The sequence below is a fragment of the Pontibacillus chungwhensis BH030062 genome (assembly GCF_000770675.1).
Lineage (GTDB): Bacteria > Bacillota > Bacilli > Bacillales > BH030062 > Pontibacillus > Pontibacillus chungwhensis.
In genome coordinates, this window is record NZ_AVBG01000002.1 from 103,232 (window position 1) to 121,125 (window position 17,894).

A 17,894-nucleotide genomic window follows, 5' to 3' on the forward strand; every position below is an offset into this window, starting at 1 on the left:
CAAAAATATTCTGACTTCTATATCTTTATATTACAGAATGAATGAACATTCAGTCAACATCTTTCCTTCTTATTTATGTTCAATTTTATATAATTCAGGGAAAGATAGAAGTATGCTTATTTATTTGAAAGCCTTGAAAGGAGCTTATCTCCGTTTATGATCTTTATATATATTATTGTAGCTATTTTTTTATTAATTGGTTTACTATTATTGGATTTCTCATTGGGGAAGAAAAATCACAGAAAAAACGTACGCTTTCTCGATTTTGAAAGTACAACAGGCGATTATCAAATCTACACATCCGGCGACCCCTTGTTTGAAGATCTCTTTCAAGACTTAAGACACGCTAAGAAGAAGATTGATATGATGTTCTTTATCATTAAGACCGATGAAATCAGCCGGGAACTATTGGAGATTCTAAAGCAAAAGGCAGAAGAAGGTCTTCAAGTTCGACTACTACTTGATCGAATTGGCAGCTACCGCATTAATTCCAAAGTCATTAAGGAATTAAACCAATCAGGAGTCGAGTTTGCCTTTAGTGAAAAGCCAAAATTCCCTTATTTCTTCTACCGCTCACAACGGCGTAACCACCGTAAGATTACAATTATTGATGGTGATGTAGGGTACATAGGAGGCTTTAATGTAGGACGGGAATACTTAGGTAAGGATGCTGAACTTGGCAAGTGGCGAGATTATCACCTTCGATTACTAGGGGATATTGTCCAGCACCTTCAGTCTACCTTCTTCGATGATTGGTACCTAGCGACGGGGCATCATGATGAAGAGCCGGTCCCTACTGAAACGGAGGGGGAGAAATGGATCGAAATTGCTGCAACAGATGGGGTGCAGCTTGAAGATGTTTTTGAAAGCTTAATCTGTCAGGCAAAAGAGGAAATATTCATCGGTACACCTTATTTCATACCGAGTGAACGTTTGTTTAAATGCCTGACTGATGCTCTAGAGCGCGGGGTCAATGTAAAAGTAATCGTGCCTATGAAGGCCGATCACCCGCTTGTTAAAGAAGCAGGTCTTCCTTATATGATGCGCCTCATCGATGCAGGTGGCGAGGTGTATATGTTTGATCAGGGTTTCTATCACGCCAAAGTGGTTATTGTGGATCAACAATTATGTGATATTGGAACAGCTAACTTTGACCGCAGAAGCCTATTCTTAAATAAAGAAGTAAACACGATTATTCATAACCCCCGTTTTGTGATGGACCTGCGCTTGGCCTTTTTAAGAGACGTACAAGACAGCCAGCCGCTTAATGATCATCTGATCCAGCTCTTTACCATTCGAACTAAAATCAAAATAGGAATTGCCCGTTTTTTCCGCCCCCTACTATAAGAAAGGATGACCTTCATGCGCATACGCTTTGGATTTGTTTCCCACACGTTGTCTCTGTGGGAGGCAGTTCCTGCTAAGACTTTAACATTTAAACGCTATTCCGCCATGACAGAAGATGAGCGCAAGGATAAACTTTTAGAGGTGACAGCTAAAAATTTATACCATACGAAGCGCGCCCTCTGGTTTAGCAGAGCAGCTGAAATCCCGCTTTACCGATTCTCCTCATCCATCGTGCCCTTGGCTACTCATCCTGAAGTAGCATGGGATTTCGTCACCCCTTTTAAAAAAGATTGGAAAGAGATTGGTGATCTTGTAAGAGCTGGCGGTCAGCGAATTAGTTTTCACCCGAATCAATTTACGGTTTTCACAAGTGACAAGCCCCATATTACAGAAAATGCAGTAACCGACATGGTGTACCACTATAAGATGCTCGAAGCGATGGGCCTTGAAAAGGAAGGGTTCATCAACATCCATATTGGCGGAGCCTACGGGGATAAAACGTCTGCTTTAGACCGGTTTCACAAAAACATATATCAGATGCCTGATGAAGTCCGTAAACGGATGACAATTGAAAATGATGATAAAACGTATACGACCTCTGAAACGCTCGAAGCTGCTGAGCAAGCTGGACTTCCTGTTATGTTTGATTATCACCATGAAATGGCGAACCCTGGCACGGAGGATTACGAATCTCTTCTCCCTCGTTTGTTTCAGACCTGGTCAGGTACTGGCTATCCACCTAAAGTGCACATATCTTCACCTAAATCAACAGAAAAGTACCGAGCTCATGCAGACTTCGTTGATCCAGAATATGCGCTTCCGTTTTTAAAAGCATGCAAGAAAGAAACCGATGTTCTTGATGTGATGATTGAAGCAAAAGAAAAAGATCGAGCCCTCCTCCAGATTGTAGAAGATTTGAGCGCGATCCGCGGTGTGAAACGTGTGCGTGGTGGTGAAATTGAGTTTTAATTATTTGAACCAGGATTCAATTAATGGACTTACTTGCTCGTAAGCTTTAAAGCCCAGGTAAATGCCTACAATGCCCGTTACACCCGCTAAGGCCGGCGGTGCTGGAATGGGGAGTTTAAAAAGAGCAAATATGAAGCCAACTAAAAATCCTGTAAAAATGGAAAGAAGGATTACTTTCATAACGACGTGCCCCTTTGTTGTTAGAAGTTGGTTTTAGTATAGTCTTTTTTTATATTTGTTATCAAGGTGGTTCTCTATTAAAAGCTCTGTTATAGCCGAGACACTTTATTTGATTTTAGGCCGTTCGCGTTTAATGAGAGCTAGGGGTGTCTGGGGAACGACTCGCTTTCCGCAGGCGAGCTGTCGAGCCTCCTCACTCACCCCGTTCGCTCCGGGGTCTCGTCGACCTCTTTCTCCTGCAGGAGTCTCCCCGCTCCCCAGACACCCATTGCCAAAAGTGGTTGAACGGCCCCCCGCTCGAGCGTTGCTGATGCTTACTTGAAGCTACATGTCGCTTGTTTACGTATCTCTCACTATGGAAAAGGTGGGCCCAAGAACTGCGAGACTCCCGTGGGAAAAAGAGCCAGTCTAGTTCCCACAGGAAAGCGAGTGGTTTCCAGGCCCACCTTACACTCAATTAAAGCAAACGGAAACATTCTCTCAGCCTCGAGCCTTCATAAGGGGCTTATATGGATTAAATGAAATTCAATAATAAACACTAAAAGAGCCATATTAAAAAAAGGGATCTTCTCCATGAAGATCCCTTTTTTCTATACACTTACATTCTTTCTGGAGCGGATACTCCAATTAGTTTCAGTGCGTTTTCAATTGTTTGACGAGTCGCTTCCATGAGTGCCATACGTGCTTGTGTGCGTTCTACTTGCTCTGTATCTAACACTTTCTCTGCGTTGTAGAAGCTGTGTAAGTCAGATGCTAAGTCGAACACATACTGCGTCACGCGGTGAGGCATGCGCTTCTCAGCAGAATCAGCCACTAGTTGTGGGAAGTCGCCAAGACGCTTCAATAGCGCTTCTTCTTTTTCTGAAGAAAGATGCGTGCCATCGATTTCTTGTGTGAATTCGAAGCCTTTCTCTTTCGCAGAACGAAGCATGCTGCAAATACGTGCGTGCGCGTATTGAACGTAGTAAACCGGGTTGTCGTTTGATTCAGACTTCGCTAAGTCCATATCAAAGTCAAGGTGAGAGTCACTAGAACGCATGCTGAAGAAGTAACGCATTGCGTCAATTCCGACTTCATCCATAAGTTCACGTAGTGTAACAGCTTTCCCTGTACGCTTACTCATTTTCACTTTTTCACCGTCTTGGAATAGGTTCACCATTTGGATGATTTCCACTTCAAGCGTACCTTCATCATTACCAAGCGCTTGTATTGCTGCTTTCATACGTGGAATATACCCATGGTGGTCTGCTCCCCAAATGTTAATAAGCGTTTCGTAGCCACGCTCTAATTTGTTTTGGTGGTAAGCGATGTCTGGCGTCAGGTACGTGTAGCTGCCGTCATTTTTAATAAGAACGCGGTCTTTATCGTCACCAAAGTCTGTCGTGCGGAACCACGTTGCTCCGTCTTGTTCGTAAACGTAGCCTTTTTCCTTTAGTGTCTCAACGGCTTGTTGGACTTTTCCGGAATCGTATAGAGATGTTTCAGAGAACCACTCATCGAACGGAACGCGGTACATCGCTAAGTCGTCTTCGATTTTCTTCAGTTCATATTTCAACCCGTATTCGCGGAAGAACTTCAGGCGCTCTTCTTCTGATGTGTGCTTCCACTTGTCGCCATATTCCTCTACAAGGCTGTTACCAAGCTCGATGATGTCTTTTCCGTTGTACCCGTCTTCAGGCATTGGGAAGTCTTCACCAAGCGCCTGCATGTAGCGCGCTTCCATGGATGTAGCCAGGTTGTTGATCTGGTTACCGGCATCGTTAATATAGTATTCACGAGTCACATTGTAACCTGCTTTGTCTAAGATGTTGCAAAGCGCATCCCCTACAGAGGCACCACGCGCGTGGCCAAGGTGAAGGTCACCTGTCGGGTTTGCTGATACAAACTCAACTTGAATCTTGTGGCCGTTTCCAACCTGACTAGAACCATAGCTTTCGCCTGCTTTCAGGATGGTTGGGACAAGGTCTGTCAGGTACTGATTGTTCATAAAGAAGTTAATGAAACCAGGACCTGCAATCTCCATTTGTTTAATGGATGCTTTCGATTGGTCAAAATTCGCTACAATATCTTCTGCGATTTGACGGGGCGCTTTACGCGCAACACGAGCTAGCTGCATTGCCATGTTCGTCGCATAGTCACCGTGGCTCTTGTCTTTTGGCGTTTCTAAAACGACAGGGGGTAATTCACTTTCACTTGCTAATTCGGCTTTCAATACGGCTTGAATAATTTCCTGTTTTAACTTTTGTTCCGTTTGTTCAACAATATTCATGATTGGCCCTCCTCTTTAAATCGTAAGGATAAACGATGACGTTGTTTCTGTTGTCCGTTCACTTCTAAGTCGTAATTTATTTTCAGCATGCCCTTCAAGACGTCATTAGATTCTTGGAAGGATATCGTTTTCGTTGTGGTCTGCAGGTGAAATTTTCCGTACTGGTGGTGATAGACACTTTCGGTACTTTGTTTCTCACGGAATACCTGATTCATTCGTATAGGACCCGTCCGACGAATGATGACTTTGTCCGGATGAATCGTTACAAGGTTATCCACTTTCGCTTCATCCTCTGTCTTTTCCGTGAAACGAATAATGTGAGTATCCCCTTTCTGAACATAATCTCCGGGCTCGTCTACAACAATATTCTGCTTCTGATCTTCATCTTTAATCTCTGTCTCTAGTCGAACACGTACAAGAGTACGATCCTCCGCCATCATACGTCACCTCTTCTTTCTAACCAGTCGTCAATCCCGATCTTCTTAACTTAACCATTATAAGAATTCCAGACGAAAAACTCAATAGATGATTACTAGAAAAGCGCAGGCGACTGTTCAGCCCCGTACGGATAAGCGAGCTACTGTAGGTCTGCGCAGCAGACTGGAGGTAGATTGCTTATCGCGCTAGGGGCTAGGAGCCGGAGCTAGATCCAGAAAAGCGCAGGGGGCGGAGTCTGGACACTCTTGTTGTGAATCTCGACACTTTTGGCGCGCATTTAGACACTTTTGTCTTTTGTCCGGACACTCTTGGCGCTTGTTCTGACTCTTTCGGCTCTTGTCCGGACACTCTTGGCGCTCGTTCCGACTCTTTCGGCTCTTGTCCGGACGCTCTGGGCGCTTGTTCTGACTCTTTTGCCTCTTGTCCTGACGCTCTCGACGTGTTCCGACTCTTTCGGCTCTTGTCCGGACACTCTTAGCGCTCGTTCCGACTCTTTCGGCTCTTGTCCGGACACTCTTGGCGCTCGTTCTGACTCTTTCGGCTCTTGTCCTGACGCTCTTGGCGCTTGTTCTGACTCTTTTGCCTCTTGTCCGGACTCTTCAACCTCTCATCCAGACACTATCGCCGCTCGTCCGGACTCTTCCGCCTCTCATCCAGACACTCCTCCCCTCATCCGGACACTATCCACCCACGTTCCGACACTTTCCCCCAGCGTCTCGACGCTCTCCCCACAAGAAAACTGTTCAATAAAAAAAGACCCGGCATAAGCGAGTCTTCCATACTAGGGTATTCTTTTCTTTATAGCTTCTTAAGTTCACTTAACGGAATTCTAGCAAATAGATAATGTCCCTGTCTGATAAAGGCTTGATGAGATTTTGTAAGAAGTTCTTTATCTTTCTTTGCTTTACCTAAGTAATAATTCTGAAAAGGACTTCGGTCTTGAATCGGTTCGAGTATGTTAATAGCGGTTTGAATATCACCTTTTGCGATGGCCAAGTGAGCTTGTTCAGATGGATCATTCGTTGTAATTCCTTCATAAATTCCATTTAATGCTGAAACGAAAGGGATGTTATGGTTTTTTATACTTTCAAGATAACGCATGTCGCCAGATTCTTCAGCAATACGCAACGATTCATTCACATGATACATGGCTTGTTGATAGCTATCGAGTGCATAACTAATAGCTAGGAGGTTATGAACAAAGGACTTCTTTCTTTGATTAAAGGTCTTATTTAATAACCTGAATGCATATTTACGACCTAACAGCAGTTCATTCTTAGAAAAATGGTACACGAAAAAGGCTTCATCCAATCGTTCCTCATAACAAAGGAACAAAAAGGAATCACGGATCTGTGACATCTCCTCTGCAATAGCCTCTACATCGTTCCCCACCTTGCCATATTGGTTTAAATCTACGTGAGCATACAATTTTAAGAAGAGCATAATAACATGAATTTCTTTACTGAGGGGTTTGATTCGATTGAGCTCCATCAGTATTTCATTAGGGTCGTTGTAATGGGTTTTTCGCTCTAATACGATCTTATAAATCTTTCCCCATTGCTGATTCAAAGGATTTGAACTGGCCTCGTTTATTTTAATGAGCCTCGCACAATCCTCGTGAGACCCTATAATATACAGAAATTCTAACCCTTTGCGCTGGTTTTCTTCACTATGTGACGTTAAACAAAAATGCGTCATGTATTCTAGCACTTCTGCTCTATCATACTGACGCGACAGGATCTTATATACAGCAAAAATCGGCGCCTCTTCCGGCTTCTGAAAAGGGCTAATAATGGCTTCAATATTTATACTCTCATCCACATCTCCACTTCCTTTATCGGCGTCTACCTTAGCTGTTACCGTTCGAATGTTTGCACAAAAACCATTTTTTCACATATCGAACAGACTATCAAGAAAAAAGCGCGCTTTATCACTGCATAGGATAACAGCGTGCCAGACACCCTTTATTACGGTGAAGTGAAGCAGGGTGTCTGGCACGCTTTAGTTGGGTGAAGTTATGAGGGCGAAAAATCCCCTTCTCTGTTTAGGGGAAGGGGATTTGGGTTTATTTGGTCCATCCTAGGAGGATTTCGCGAATCATTTTGCTTGCTGTGATTTGGGTTTGTTCAGATGGGTCGTAGGCTGGCGCGACTTCTACAAGATCTGCGCCGATTACATTAATGTCTGAACCTGCAATCATGTGAATGGCTTCTAGCAGCTCTTTCGAAGAGATGCCTCCAGCTTCTGCAGTTCCTGTTCCTGGTGCATGCGCCGGGTCAAGTACGTCGATATCAATTGTTACATATACGTTTCGGCCTGCGAGGGTTGGGATGATCTTTTTTAAAGGTTCCACAACATCGAACTTCGACATGTGCATGCCGCTTTCTTTTGCATATTGGAATTCTTCACGCATTCCTGAGCGAATGCCAAATGAATACACATTCTCAGGACCTATCAGATTACAAATCTTTCGGACAGGAGTGGAGTGAGATAGAGTTTCTCCTTCGTACTCTTCGCGAAGGTCCGCATGGGCATCAATGTGGATCAAGGCCATATCGTTGTACTTTTTGTGAACGGCTTGAATGATGGGCCATGTTACAAGGTGCTCCCCTCCCAGGCCGAGTGGGAATTTCCCTTGATCGAGAATCTTTGTCACATAATCCTGAATCATATCCAGGCTACGTTGCGGGTTCCCAAATGGCAACGGAATGTCGCCAGCATCAAAGTACGTAACCTCTTCAAGATGCTTGTCGACGTACGGGCTATATTCTTCTAAACCAAGCGATGCTTCACGGATTCGGTTTGGTCCGAAGCGAGAGCCTGGACGAAAGCTAACCGTCCAGTCCATTGGCATGCCATATAAAATAACGTCTGACTCGTCCGCTGTTGGTCGGCTCATTATAAATACTTTACCTGAATAGGCTTCGTCAAAGCGCATTGTATCTCCCCTTTATTTAGTTAAGTCTTGGACGAACTTCGGAAGCACAAATGCCGCTTTGTGAAGCTCTTTTGTATAATAATTAGTATCGATTTCGTGGAAGCGCTCTTCACTCACTTCTAACGGGTCGTACGTTTTACTTCCTATTGTAAACGTCCATAATCCGCTTGGGTACGTTGGAATATTAGCCGTGTATAGACGAGTGACTGGGAAGATTTCACGAACATCCCCCATAACCTGCTGGATTAAGTCAGCTTTAAACCAAGGGTTGTCCGTTTGCGCAACAAAGATCCCGTCTTCTTTTAATGCATTTGAAATGCCTGAGTAGAATCCTTTCGTGAACAAGTTCACCGCGGGTCCAACTGGCTCTGTTGAATCTACCATAATCACGTCATATGCTCCCTCGCTTTTCGCAATGTGCATAAACCCGTCATCCACTTTCACATCTACACGGGGATCATCAAGTGCGCCTGCGATTGACGGAAGGTACTGTTTAGAGTACTCAATTACTTTTCCATCGATCTCTACAAGTGTGGCTTTCTCGACACTTGGGTGCTTCAAGACTTCGCGAATCACTCCGCCGTCGCCTCCACCTACAACCAAAACATGCTTAGGATTTGGGTGGGTAAATAACGGTACGTGTGCCACCATTTCGTGATAGACGAACTCATCTCGTTCTGTTGTCATTACCATATCATCCAGGGTCAGCATGTTGCCCCACTCTTTTGTCTCTAGCATTGCTAGATCTTGAAATTCCGTCTTTTCTGTATGGTGCGTTTTATTAATCTTCGCTGTGATGCCGAAGTTTTCTGTTTGCTTCTCTGTATACCAAATACTCATGTATTCATACTCCCTTCGCGAATCGCGGTGTCTTTTTTTATAAAAGTTCAATTATGAGAATGTCCTTAACATTATACCATTCGATGCGGTTTCCATTTGTACCTTCTTCATTGTTATCTTGCACGGATGAAAACCTTTCAAACAATCAAATTATAGAGAAGCCCGGGAAAAAATCAAGTCTTTTTTTCTTGTCTTTCCTCCCAATGTTTAAAACCCTCTCCGCTAACCCATACTGATTGTACTAATAGATCGTCTATTTATAAGGGGAGATCGTTCCATGAAACTACGAATACCTCACATTTTATATGAAAATAAACCATTGAAGTGGATTAGTTTAACGACTGCATCCCTTATTACGCTTTTTATTACAAGTTTAATAGGGGTTCTTTTGTATTGCTATATCGCGGGACCTCCATTATTAAAAAATGATCAGAATACGATTGTTTACGCCCAGGATAATAGGGTGATTGGAGAAGAACATGGCGGTGAGAATCGCTATTGGGTAGAGCTTAAGGATATGAGCCCTGCTTTTATTGCAGCCACCCTCTTAACCGAAGATAAGCGTTTTTACGATCACTTTGGATTTGACGTGAAGCGAATCGCAGCGGCTGTCATTCAGGATATAAAAGCTATGGCGAAGGTTCAAGGGGCCAGCACAATTACACAGCAATATGCCAGGAATTTGTACTTATCACACGAAAAAACGTGGACCCGTAAGATTAAAGAAGCTCTTTACGCAGCTCGTTTAGAAATGTTTTATGAGAAAGATAAGATCTTAGAAGGTTATTTAAACACGATCTACTACGGTCACGGGGCATACGGGATCGAGGCGGCTAGTCGGTACTATTTCGACAAACACGCTGATGAAATCACTCTAGCCGAGGCCGCTCTTCTCACATCTATTCCAAAGGGGCCTTCCTACTATTCTCCATATGCAAATCTCGAGAATGCGAAAGCAAGGCAGTCTTTAATTTTACATCATATGAAAGAGAACAATGTGATTACAGAAGATCAATATGTGACGGCTTCCCAACAAACCATCAAGCTAGCGCCTCAATCCGAGAAGGTTGTCGCTCAAGTGGCTCCTTATTTCCAAGATCGCGTCATGCAGGAGGCGACCAGAATACTTGATCTAGACGCTGAGTCCATTCGGTCTGGGGGATATCATATTTACACAAGCTTGAAAGTTCCAATGCAGGAAGAATTAGAAAAGACGGTTGAAGAAAAAATAGATCCAAAATCAGATATCCAAATCGGTGCCGTCAGTATTAATCCAGAAACAGGCGGAATTCTTGCGATGGTCGGGGGACGCTCTTATACAGACAGCCCTTACAACCGAGCCGTTCAAGCCAAGCGAATGCCTGGGTCTACGTTTAAACCATTCCTTTACTATGCAGCACTTGAAAACGGCTATACACCTGCAACAACATTGCTGAGTAAACCGACGTATTTTGAACTAGAGGATGGGACCGTTTACGAGCCTAGTAACTATAACGGCTACTATGCCTATGAACCCATTACGTTAGCTCAGGCCATTGCCCTTTCAGATAACGTATATGCTGTTAAAACGAATGTGTTTCTTGGTGAAGAGACACTCGTCGAGACAGCAGAACGAATGGGAATCTCGAGTGACCTCCCAGCTGTTCCGTCCCTCGCACTTGGTACCGCTTCTGTATCTGTGCAAGAAATGGTTGGGGCATACAGTTTATTCGCCAATGGCGGCGTTGAAGTCAAGCCACATACCATTGAAAAGATCACGGACTCCTATGGACATGTTGTTTATGAACGCAAGGAAGGAAAAGAAAAGCAAGTCATCGACCGGGATAAAGCGTTTGTGTTAGCTCATCTGATGACAGGGATGTTTGATGAATCGCTGAATGATTATATGACCGTAACCGGTTCTTCCATTGCCAATCAGTTAACTCGTACGTATGCAGGAAAATCGGGGACGACCAACACAGATAGTTGGATGATTGGATTCAGTCCTCAAGTAGCAACAGGTATTTGGACAGGCTACGATGATAACGAACCTATCGAAAAGATCGTTGATCACGAGTACGCCAAAGATATATGGGCTGCGTATATGGAGTCGGTGCACGAAGATCGTCCGTACAAGACCTTCTCGCCTACAGATGATGTAGTCGGTGTGTATATTGATCCAGACAGTGGTCAGTTAGCTACCCCGTATTGCCCGCATCAACGTCTCGCTTATTTTGAGAAAGGGTCTGAGCCTACAACGTATTGTGATCACCACTTCCCAGGGGACGCCCCTGAAGGAAGCTTACCAAATCCGCCAGACTCTGAAGAAGAGAAAGAAAAGAAGAGTTGGCTCTATGATTTATTCTTTTAATATAGAAAAAGGTCGGCTGTGTGGGCCGACCTTTTTCTGTGTCCTAATAAACATGTGTGGTATCCATGTGATTCATATTTTACAAATTTCTATCAAAATACTCAAGATTTTCAATCATTATTCAACTTCTATTCACAAATTTTTACTGTTCAGCCGGAAGAGAAGCCTTTAATTCATCAGCAGAATTAGCCCACATATCCGCATTGTGAGAACGTAAGAAGTCTCCTAGTAGTTTCTTCGATGGATCGTCCATGTTCTCAACGATAATCTTACCTTTTAGCGATTTATCCATATTGTTCACATGTTCCGGAAGCGACTTATAGCCGCGACGTGTCTCATGATCAATGACCATTTCACAGCCGGTTACACCAGCATAATAAGGGCCGTTCTCGTTATGAGCAACGGTTACCCAAACAATCCAGAACGTCTTCCCGTTAGGAGCGATCTCACGGTCTGGCTTAAACTTGATTCTTCTCTCAAGCTTACTACGTGCGTGCATAGCACCCATATCAATGTAGGCTTCTCCCTCATTTGGATCAATCATAACAGGCGACATGTTCTCTAAACTTACCGAACCAACACCATAACCGCCATGACCATCCGTTGAGTCATCCTTTAATATCGTAAACTGATTCTTCTTCTTGTTATTAGACTGATCATTTGAACTCATCGCGTGATCCTCCTTCTTACACGAAATCATTTATTCCCTTATTCTAACACAACCACCCACTCCCCATCACCTCCCACAACCAAAGCAACACACTAAAGCGTTAAAGGGTGTCTGGCACGCGTCACTTCACTAGAGCACTAAAGGGTGTCTGGCACCCTTTAGTACTCTAGTGCATAAAAAAAGACCCTTGCGGTGGCAAGGGTTTGATTAGTTAAGAAGTCGGTCGATGAAGCTCCAGGCTTGTTGGAGTTCGTCGTCAGTATAATTCATCTTTTTCTTTACGGCTCTGACTTTTTCTTCACATTCATCGCGCGAGAGTTGATCAAAGTAAAGCATCGTTGAGACAAGCTCTAAAAAACGCGAGCTTTCTTCATTCATGTTGTGGATGTGTTCAGTCATGTCCTTAAATGGCATGTCCTCGTAGTGAGTTAAAAATTCTTCTCCGCCTTCTGTTAAGCTGTAACGATACTGATGGTAGTTGCTCTTCTTCTCATGTGTTTCATTAAGAAAGCCAAGGTTACACAACTCCTCCACGCGTAGCGTAAGTTCCTCGGAATACGGTCCGTAGAAATGGAACTCATAGCGCTCTTCGAACGGATACCCTGCCTTCTTTAAAATATAAATCATTTTCTGTAGTCGTTTACGGCCGACAACTTCTTCACATTGTGAAAAAAACCGAACCAGCTTGGCGTGATTATTTAACACAACGGCTCATCTCCTATCCGTACAAGATTTCCAAAATACGTTTCTTCGTTTTACTCCGATTGGATAACCCTTCAATAAGATCTTTAGGGAAATATAGCTTGTGATCTGTACGTTTCTTTCCTGAAATGGATTCTACGATGTCTGACTGTCTTGACAACTCTTTTAATTCTCCGTTCGGTCGCAATAAGTGAATCGGTAAACGTTCGCCTTCTTCCCCAGGACGATAAAAGTCATAAGGAAGGTCCGACGAGGAGTCTACTACGAGATAGTAGTCAGGATCAATACCTGCTTTTTGGAAAAGCTTATGCAATTCCATCCACTCACTCATTTGCTGGTTTGGATTGAATTCAACGTATTTGAATAAATGACGATCCACAAAGCGTTTACACAGATCGCTTAAAACCGGGTCTATCTCATCTTTCCAAATTTGGAAGTAATACATGACAACATTTTCATCTAACTTTAAATAATCCTGAAGGTCCACTTCACCTGCAAAAAAGGACGTGAAGTGATACGGTTCAAGATAGAACGAGTATTGATTCTCATACAATTCTTTCGCTCTATGTAAAATCTTCGTGAGGATAACTTCCGCACTTCTTGTTACTGGGTGGAAGTATACTTGCCAATACATCTGATAGCGGCTCATTATATAATCTTCGACAGCGTGCATGCCACTTTCCTTCACAACGACCTGATCTTCCATCGGTCGCATCACACGAAGTATACGCTCCATATCAAAGTGACCGTAGCTTACGCCAGTAAAATAAGCATCTCTCTGAAGGTAATCCATCCGATCAGCATCAATCTGACTCGAAATTAAACTAACAACAAGCTTATTCTCATACGTTTTGTTGATGACTTCTGCTACTTTATGGGGAAAATTGTCATCTACTCTTCTTAATATGGCATTTACCCCAGTGTCTCCAAGGATAATCTTTCTTGTAAAATCTTCATGATCAAGCTTAAATACTTTCTCAAAGCTATGGGAAAATGGGCCATGACCCAAATCATGGAGGAGCGCTGCAGCCAGACATAGTAAGCGTTCATCTTCATTCCAATTTGGTCGGTTTTCAAAATTATTAATGATACGGCGAACGATTTCATAAACCCCTAGTGAATGATTAAAGCGACTATGTTCAGCCCCGTGGAAGGTTGTATAGGACGTCCCGAGTTGCTTTACTCGTCGAAGGCGCTGGAATTCCGGAGTCCCAATCAGGTCCCAGATGACGCGATCTCGAACGTGTACATACCGATGAACAGGGTCTTTAAATACTTTTTCTTCGTTTAATTTTTCGTCTTTATACGCCATAACATTCTGCCCTTCCTATTCCCGACAATATTTGTTCTATTATATACGATAATTTCCAATTCTTAAAGCATTCTGGCGATCTTTTGTCCTCTACCCATTCTAGATGCTAGCTCCACCATGAACAACCCCGCAATATGTCGAATCGGCATATTTATGAGGAGAGGCCGTTACGTTTGTTGAGTGCGTGGGGTGTCTGGGGAACGACTCGCTTTCCGCGGGCGAGCTGTCGAGCCTCCTCGGGAAAACCACCCTGCGGGGTCTCGTCGACCTCTTTCTCCCGCAGGAGTCTCCCCGTTCCCCAGACACCCCTGGCTACAGTTATGCGAACGGCCCTGCATCTTCAGGGTGGTGAGAGTGCAAAATTCCACATACGGCATGTTTCCGTTACACTCATATATGGTAGAGGTGGTTCGGGAAATTGCGAGACTCCTGCGGCAATAGGAGCCTAGGGGAGACCCCGCAGAGAGCGCTAGCGAACGAGGAGGCTTCCCAGCTCGCCGCGGAAAGCGAGTGATTTCCCGAACCACCTACGCTCAGGTCATAGCTAACGGAAACATTCTCTCGATGACTGTCCTATTCTTGATGATGCATGTGGGTGGATTTTTGGTATAATAGGTCTGTTAGTTTAGCACGTAAAGGAGACCGATCATGCAAGAGATTCATGAACTACTACAAACCAACTCCTATCGATTTATAGATCAAAGTGAGCTCGGGCCGACTTTTTCTGCGCTTCAGTCGTTTGCAACAGATGATGCGTTAGCGATGAGTGTTGGTCAGGGGCGTTCGCCGGTGACGGCTCGTTTGTGGGTGCATCACCAAACGGTTGTGTTGGGGATTCCTGATGCTCGCCTTCCTTCCATTGACGAAGGATTGAGCTTCTTAAGTGAAAGAGGGTACCAAGCGATTGTGAGAAATTCTGGCGGTTTAGCTGTTGCACTTGATGCAGGGGTTCTTAACCTATCCTTTATTTTCCCAGATGCGAAGCAGGTTGATATTCACGACGGTTATGAAGCTATGGTTTCGTTTATTCAGAAGCTATTTGAAGAAGAGGGATTTCCGATTGAAGCTTTTGAAATTAAAGGCTCTTACTGCCCTGGTACGTATGATTTAAGTATTAATGGTAAGAAATTTGCTGGCATCTCTCAAAGACGTGTCAAAAACGGCAGCGCTGTCCAGATTTATTTATGTGTAGAAGGAAGCGGTTCTGATCGGGCAGAACTGATTCGTCAGTTTTATGAAATTGGCATAAGCGATCAAGAGACCACATTTGATTACCCTACTATTGAACCTGAAACGATGGCTTCTTTATCCGAATTATTTGGGAAAGAGCTTACCGTTCAGGATGTACGAAATCGAATTCTGTACCTTCTCTATAACTTAAGCGGACACGTGGATACAAGTCCGTTAGATGATACTGAGATGGGCTGGTTTGATAAACGGTTTGATCAAATGGTTGCCCGTAACGAGAAAGCACTGCGCTCCCTTAAATAAGGGCTCGCAGTGCTTTTCTGTTTCAAATTTGGGGGATTGGTGCGTTTCCGTTCCAAGGTAGAGTGAAAGGTGGTCCTGGAAAACACTCGCTTTCCTGTGGCCCCACACGATGTGGGGTCGTTCGACGTTGTCACAGGACGTGACGGTCTTAGTTGAACTTCTTCTTTTATATCCCGATCTTCCTCGTTCGCTACGCTCTCTGCGGGATCTCGGAAGCCCGTTTTTCCACGGGAGTCTCGCATTTTCCAGGACCACCTTTGCCAAACGAGAAAAACGGAAACAACCTATATGAAGCGGGAGCGCTCTATCATTCTGGGTCATATATTTATGAGGTGGGCTGGCTGGAGTACTTTTACCGTAACGAACCTTCCTAAACAAATAAAAAAAGGAAGCCAATTTGACTTCCTTCTTTAGTAATGAATATTAAATTATAGAGACTGTGCTGCTGTGATCAGGGAAAGCTTGTACACATCATCAGCGCTACAGCCGCGGGATAGGTCGTTTACGGGTTGGTTTAGCCCTTGAAGAACTGGGCCAACTGCGTCGAATCCGCCCATGCGTTGTGCGATTTTGTAACCGATGTTTCCTGCTTCTAGGCTTGGGAATACGAATACATTCGCGTCTCCGTTAAGCTCAGAACCTGGTGCTTTCTTCTCTGCTACAGATGGAACGAATGCAGCGTCGAATTGGAATTCTCCATCAAGTGCAAGCTCAGGGTTTTGTTCTTTTGCGATCTTCACAGCTTCTGTCACTTTTTCCGTTTCTGGAGATTGGGCAGAACCTTTTGTTGAGAAGCTAAGCATTGCAACACGTGGGTCGATATCGAACAGTTTCGCTGTGTCCGCACTTGCTAGAGCGATCTCTGCTAGGTCCTGGCTGTCAGGTGAGATATTGATTGCACAATCTGCGAAAGCGTACTTCTCTTCGTCTTTTACCATAATGAAGATACCAGATGTTTTCTTGATGCCTGGTTTTGTTTTAATAATCTGGAGAGCTGGGCGTACTGTGTCTGCAGTTGAATGAGCCGCGCCACTTACTAGGCCGTCTGCTTCTCCCATGTAAACAAGCATTGTACCGAAGTAATTTTCATCTTTAAGAATTTCGCGCGCTTTCTCTTCTGTCGCTTTTCCTTTACGACGTTCAACGAAGCTCGCTACCATTGCGTCAAATTCACTATAATTATTTGGATCTAAAATGTCAGCACTTCCAAGATCCAAGTTTAAATCTGAAGCCTTCTGTTTCAATTCATCAGGGTTACCTACTAGTACAGGTGTAACAGCACCTTCTTGAGCGAGCTTAGATGCCGCTTCTAAAATACGCTCATCAGAACCCTCTGGAAGCACGATACGCTTCGTTGTATTTGATAATTTATCTCGTAAAGTGTCGAACAGGTTACTCATAATGTTATCCCTCCAAGTTCATATCTGTACTATATGATAAATCTTTTTGTGTGCAATTGAAAGAAAAGAGGAAACCATATTAAAATTTCTTTATTTTCAGACGAATACACTCTTTCACCCAATCCCTCACACCTGCTATCTTCAGCGTTTCCATATTGTAAAGAAGTTATGTTATAGTAAAAAACGGAAGAAAAAATCATGAACTCATTTATATAAAGGAGAGAGTGTCCATGCCAGAAGCAGTTGAAACCTTAGACGGTTGGTATTGTTTACATGACCTTCGTTCTATTGATTGGACGTCTTGGAAGCACGCATCAAGCGACGAGCGAGAGTCTGCTATCCATGAATTCCACCAACTTTTAGAGAAGTGGAACCAAACGGAACAGAATAAAGAAGGAAGTCACGCTCTTTACACCGTTGTGGGCCAAAAAGCTGATTTCATCTTAATGATCTTACGCCCAACAATGGAAGAATTAAATGCGATTGAAACGGAATTTAATAAAACAAAACTAGCCGAATATACAGTTCCTTCTTATTCTTACGTATCCGTCGTGGAACTATCCACTTATATGGCACGAGGAAAAGACCCTGAAACCGACCCTGAAATCCAAGCACGCTTGAAGCCAATTCTTCCAAAATGGGAGTACATTTGCTTCTATCCAATGGACAAGCGTCGTGAAGGCGACGACAACTGGTACATGCTTCCTATGGAAGACCGCGGAAAACTTATGTATTCTCACGGCATGATTGGTCGGAAGTATGCAGGAAAAGTCCGCCAAATCATAACGGGTTCAGTCGGTTTCGACGATTGGGAATGGGGCGTAACCTTATTTGCCCACGATGTTCTTCAATTTAAAAAACTTGTATATGAAATGCGCTTTGACGAAGTAAGCGCTCGTTACGGAGAGTTCGGTTCCTTCTATGTAGGAAATCTCCTGAAACAAGACGAGATCGAATCGTTCTTAGCCGTTTAGTAACCTTCTCCTCA

15 protein-coding genes are annotated in these 17,894 nt (G+C 43.8%); 5 read left to right on the top strand and 10 right to left on the bottom strand.

Annotated elements, in window-relative coordinates; translation table 11 throughout:
* The first annotated feature begins 156 nt into the window (after window positions 1–156).
* Both cls and uvsE read left to right on the top strand, forming a co-directional pair.
* On the top strand, window positions 157–1,347 hold the full coding sequence (cls, locus tag N780_RS03360) for a cardiolipin synthase (protein ID WP_036780087.1): 1,191 nt from the start codon (window positions 157–159) through the stop codon (window positions 1,345–1,347).
* Window positions 1,348–1,362: 15 nt separating this feature from the next.
* Window positions 1,363–2,316 carry a UV DNA damage repair endonuclease UvsE gene (uvsE, locus tag N780_RS03365; RefSeq protein WP_036780089.1) on the top strand — a complete coding sequence of 318 codons (954 nt, stop codon included), beginning with the start codon at window positions 1,363–1,365 and terminating at the stop codon, window positions 2,314–2,316.
* Here the strand turns inward: uvsE and N780_RS03370 are convergent, their stop codons facing one another.
* The 6 genes from N780_RS03370 to speE all read right to left on the bottom strand — a co-directional run bounded on the left by N780_RS03370 (window position 2,317) and on the right by speE (window position 8,981).
* Complete coding sequence (locus N780_RS03370; protein WP_036780091.1) at window positions 2,317–2,496, bottom strand: XapX domain-containing protein; 180 nt, start codon at window positions 2,494–2,496, stop codon at window positions 2,317–2,319. It lies immediately after the preceding gene.
* Window positions 2,497–3,094: 598 nt separating this feature from the next.
* Window positions 3,095–4,765, bottom strand: coding sequence for an arginine--tRNA ligase (gene argS / locus N780_RS03375; RefSeq protein WP_036780094.1), 1,671 nt, complete (start codon window positions 4,763–4,765; stop codon window positions 3,095–3,097).
* Complete coding sequence (locus N780_RS03380; RefSeq protein ID WP_052114863.1) at window positions 4,762–5,205, bottom strand: YwiB family protein; 444 nt, start codon at window positions 5,203–5,205, stop codon at window positions 4,762–4,764. Before N780_RS03380 ends, argS begins: the two co-directional genes overlap by 4 nt.
* A 796-nt stretch (window positions 5,206–6,001) precedes the next feature.
* Window positions 6,002–7,024: an AimR family lysis-lysogeny pheromone receptor gene (locus N780_RS03385; protein ID WP_036780096.1), complete on the bottom strand. Its 1,023-nt coding sequence runs from the start codon at window positions 7,022–7,024 to the stop codon at window positions 6,002–6,004.
* A gap of 244 nt (window positions 7,025–7,268) precedes the next feature.
* Entirely contained in the window at window positions 7,269–8,141 is an 873-nt protein-coding gene (speB, locus tag N780_RS03390; protein WP_036780099.1) for an agmatinase, read from the bottom strand.
* Window positions 8,142–8,153: 12 nt separating this feature from the next.
* Window positions 8,154–8,981 (bottom strand): spermidine synthase, encoded by an 828-nt coding sequence (speE, locus tag N780_RS03395; protein WP_036780100.1) that lies wholly within the window; start codon window positions 8,979–8,981, stop codon window positions 8,154–8,156.
* A gap of 277 nt (window positions 8,982–9,258) precedes the next feature.
* On the opposite strand from speE, the gene N780_RS03400 reads away from it, so the two are divergent.
* A complete protein-coding gene (locus tag N780_RS03400; RefSeq protein ID WP_036780101.1) occupies window positions 9,259–11,331 on the top strand; it encodes a transglycosylase domain-containing protein in 2,073 nt (690 codons plus the stop codon).
* Between the two features lie 142 nt (window positions 11,332–11,473).
* On the opposite strand, the gene N780_RS03405 is transcribed toward N780_RS03400, so the two are convergent.
* From N780_RS03405 to N780_RS03415, 3 genes are all read right to left on the bottom strand, one after another.
* A complete protein-coding gene (locus N780_RS03405) occupies window positions 11,474–12,001 on the bottom strand; it encodes a YwhD family protein (RefSeq protein ID WP_036780102.1) in 528 nt (175 codons plus the stop codon).
* A gap of 207 nt (window positions 12,002–12,208) precedes the next feature.
* Window positions 12,209–12,706 carry a YwgA family protein gene (locus N780_RS03410; RefSeq protein WP_036780103.1) on the bottom strand — a complete coding sequence of 166 codons (498 nt, stop codon included), beginning with the start codon at window positions 12,704–12,706 and terminating at the stop codon, window positions 12,209–12,211.
* A gap of 13 nt (window positions 12,707–12,719) precedes the next feature.
* Window positions 12,720–14,015, bottom strand: coding sequence for an HD domain-containing protein (locus N780_RS03415; RefSeq protein ID WP_036780105.1), 1,296 nt, complete (start codon window positions 14,013–14,015; stop codon window positions 12,720–12,722).
* Between the two features lie 648 nt (window positions 14,016–14,663).
* Here N780_RS03415 and N780_RS03420 point away from each other — a divergent pair.
* Window positions 14,664–15,506: a lipoate--protein ligase family protein gene (locus N780_RS03420; protein WP_036780109.1), complete on the top strand. Its 843-nt coding sequence runs from the start codon at window positions 14,664–14,666 to the stop codon at window positions 15,504–15,506.
* Between the two features lie 428 nt (window positions 15,507–15,934).
* On the opposite strand, the gene pta is transcribed toward N780_RS03420, so the two are convergent.
* Window positions 15,935–16,906, bottom strand: coding sequence for a phosphate acetyltransferase (gene pta / locus N780_RS03425; RefSeq protein ID WP_036780111.1), 972 nt, complete (start codon window positions 16,904–16,906; stop codon window positions 15,935–15,937).
* A gap of 230 nt (window positions 16,907–17,136) precedes the next feature.
* On the opposite strand from pta, the gene hemQ reads away from it, so the two are divergent.
* The gene (gene hemQ, locus N780_RS03430) at window positions 17,137–17,880 is read left to right on the top strand and encodes a hydrogen peroxide-dependent heme synthase (protein WP_036780113.1); all 744 of its coding nucleotides are present in this window, start codon (window positions 17,137–17,139) and stop codon (window positions 17,878–17,880) included.
* The last annotated feature ends 14 nt before the right edge of the window (window positions 17,881–17,894 follow it).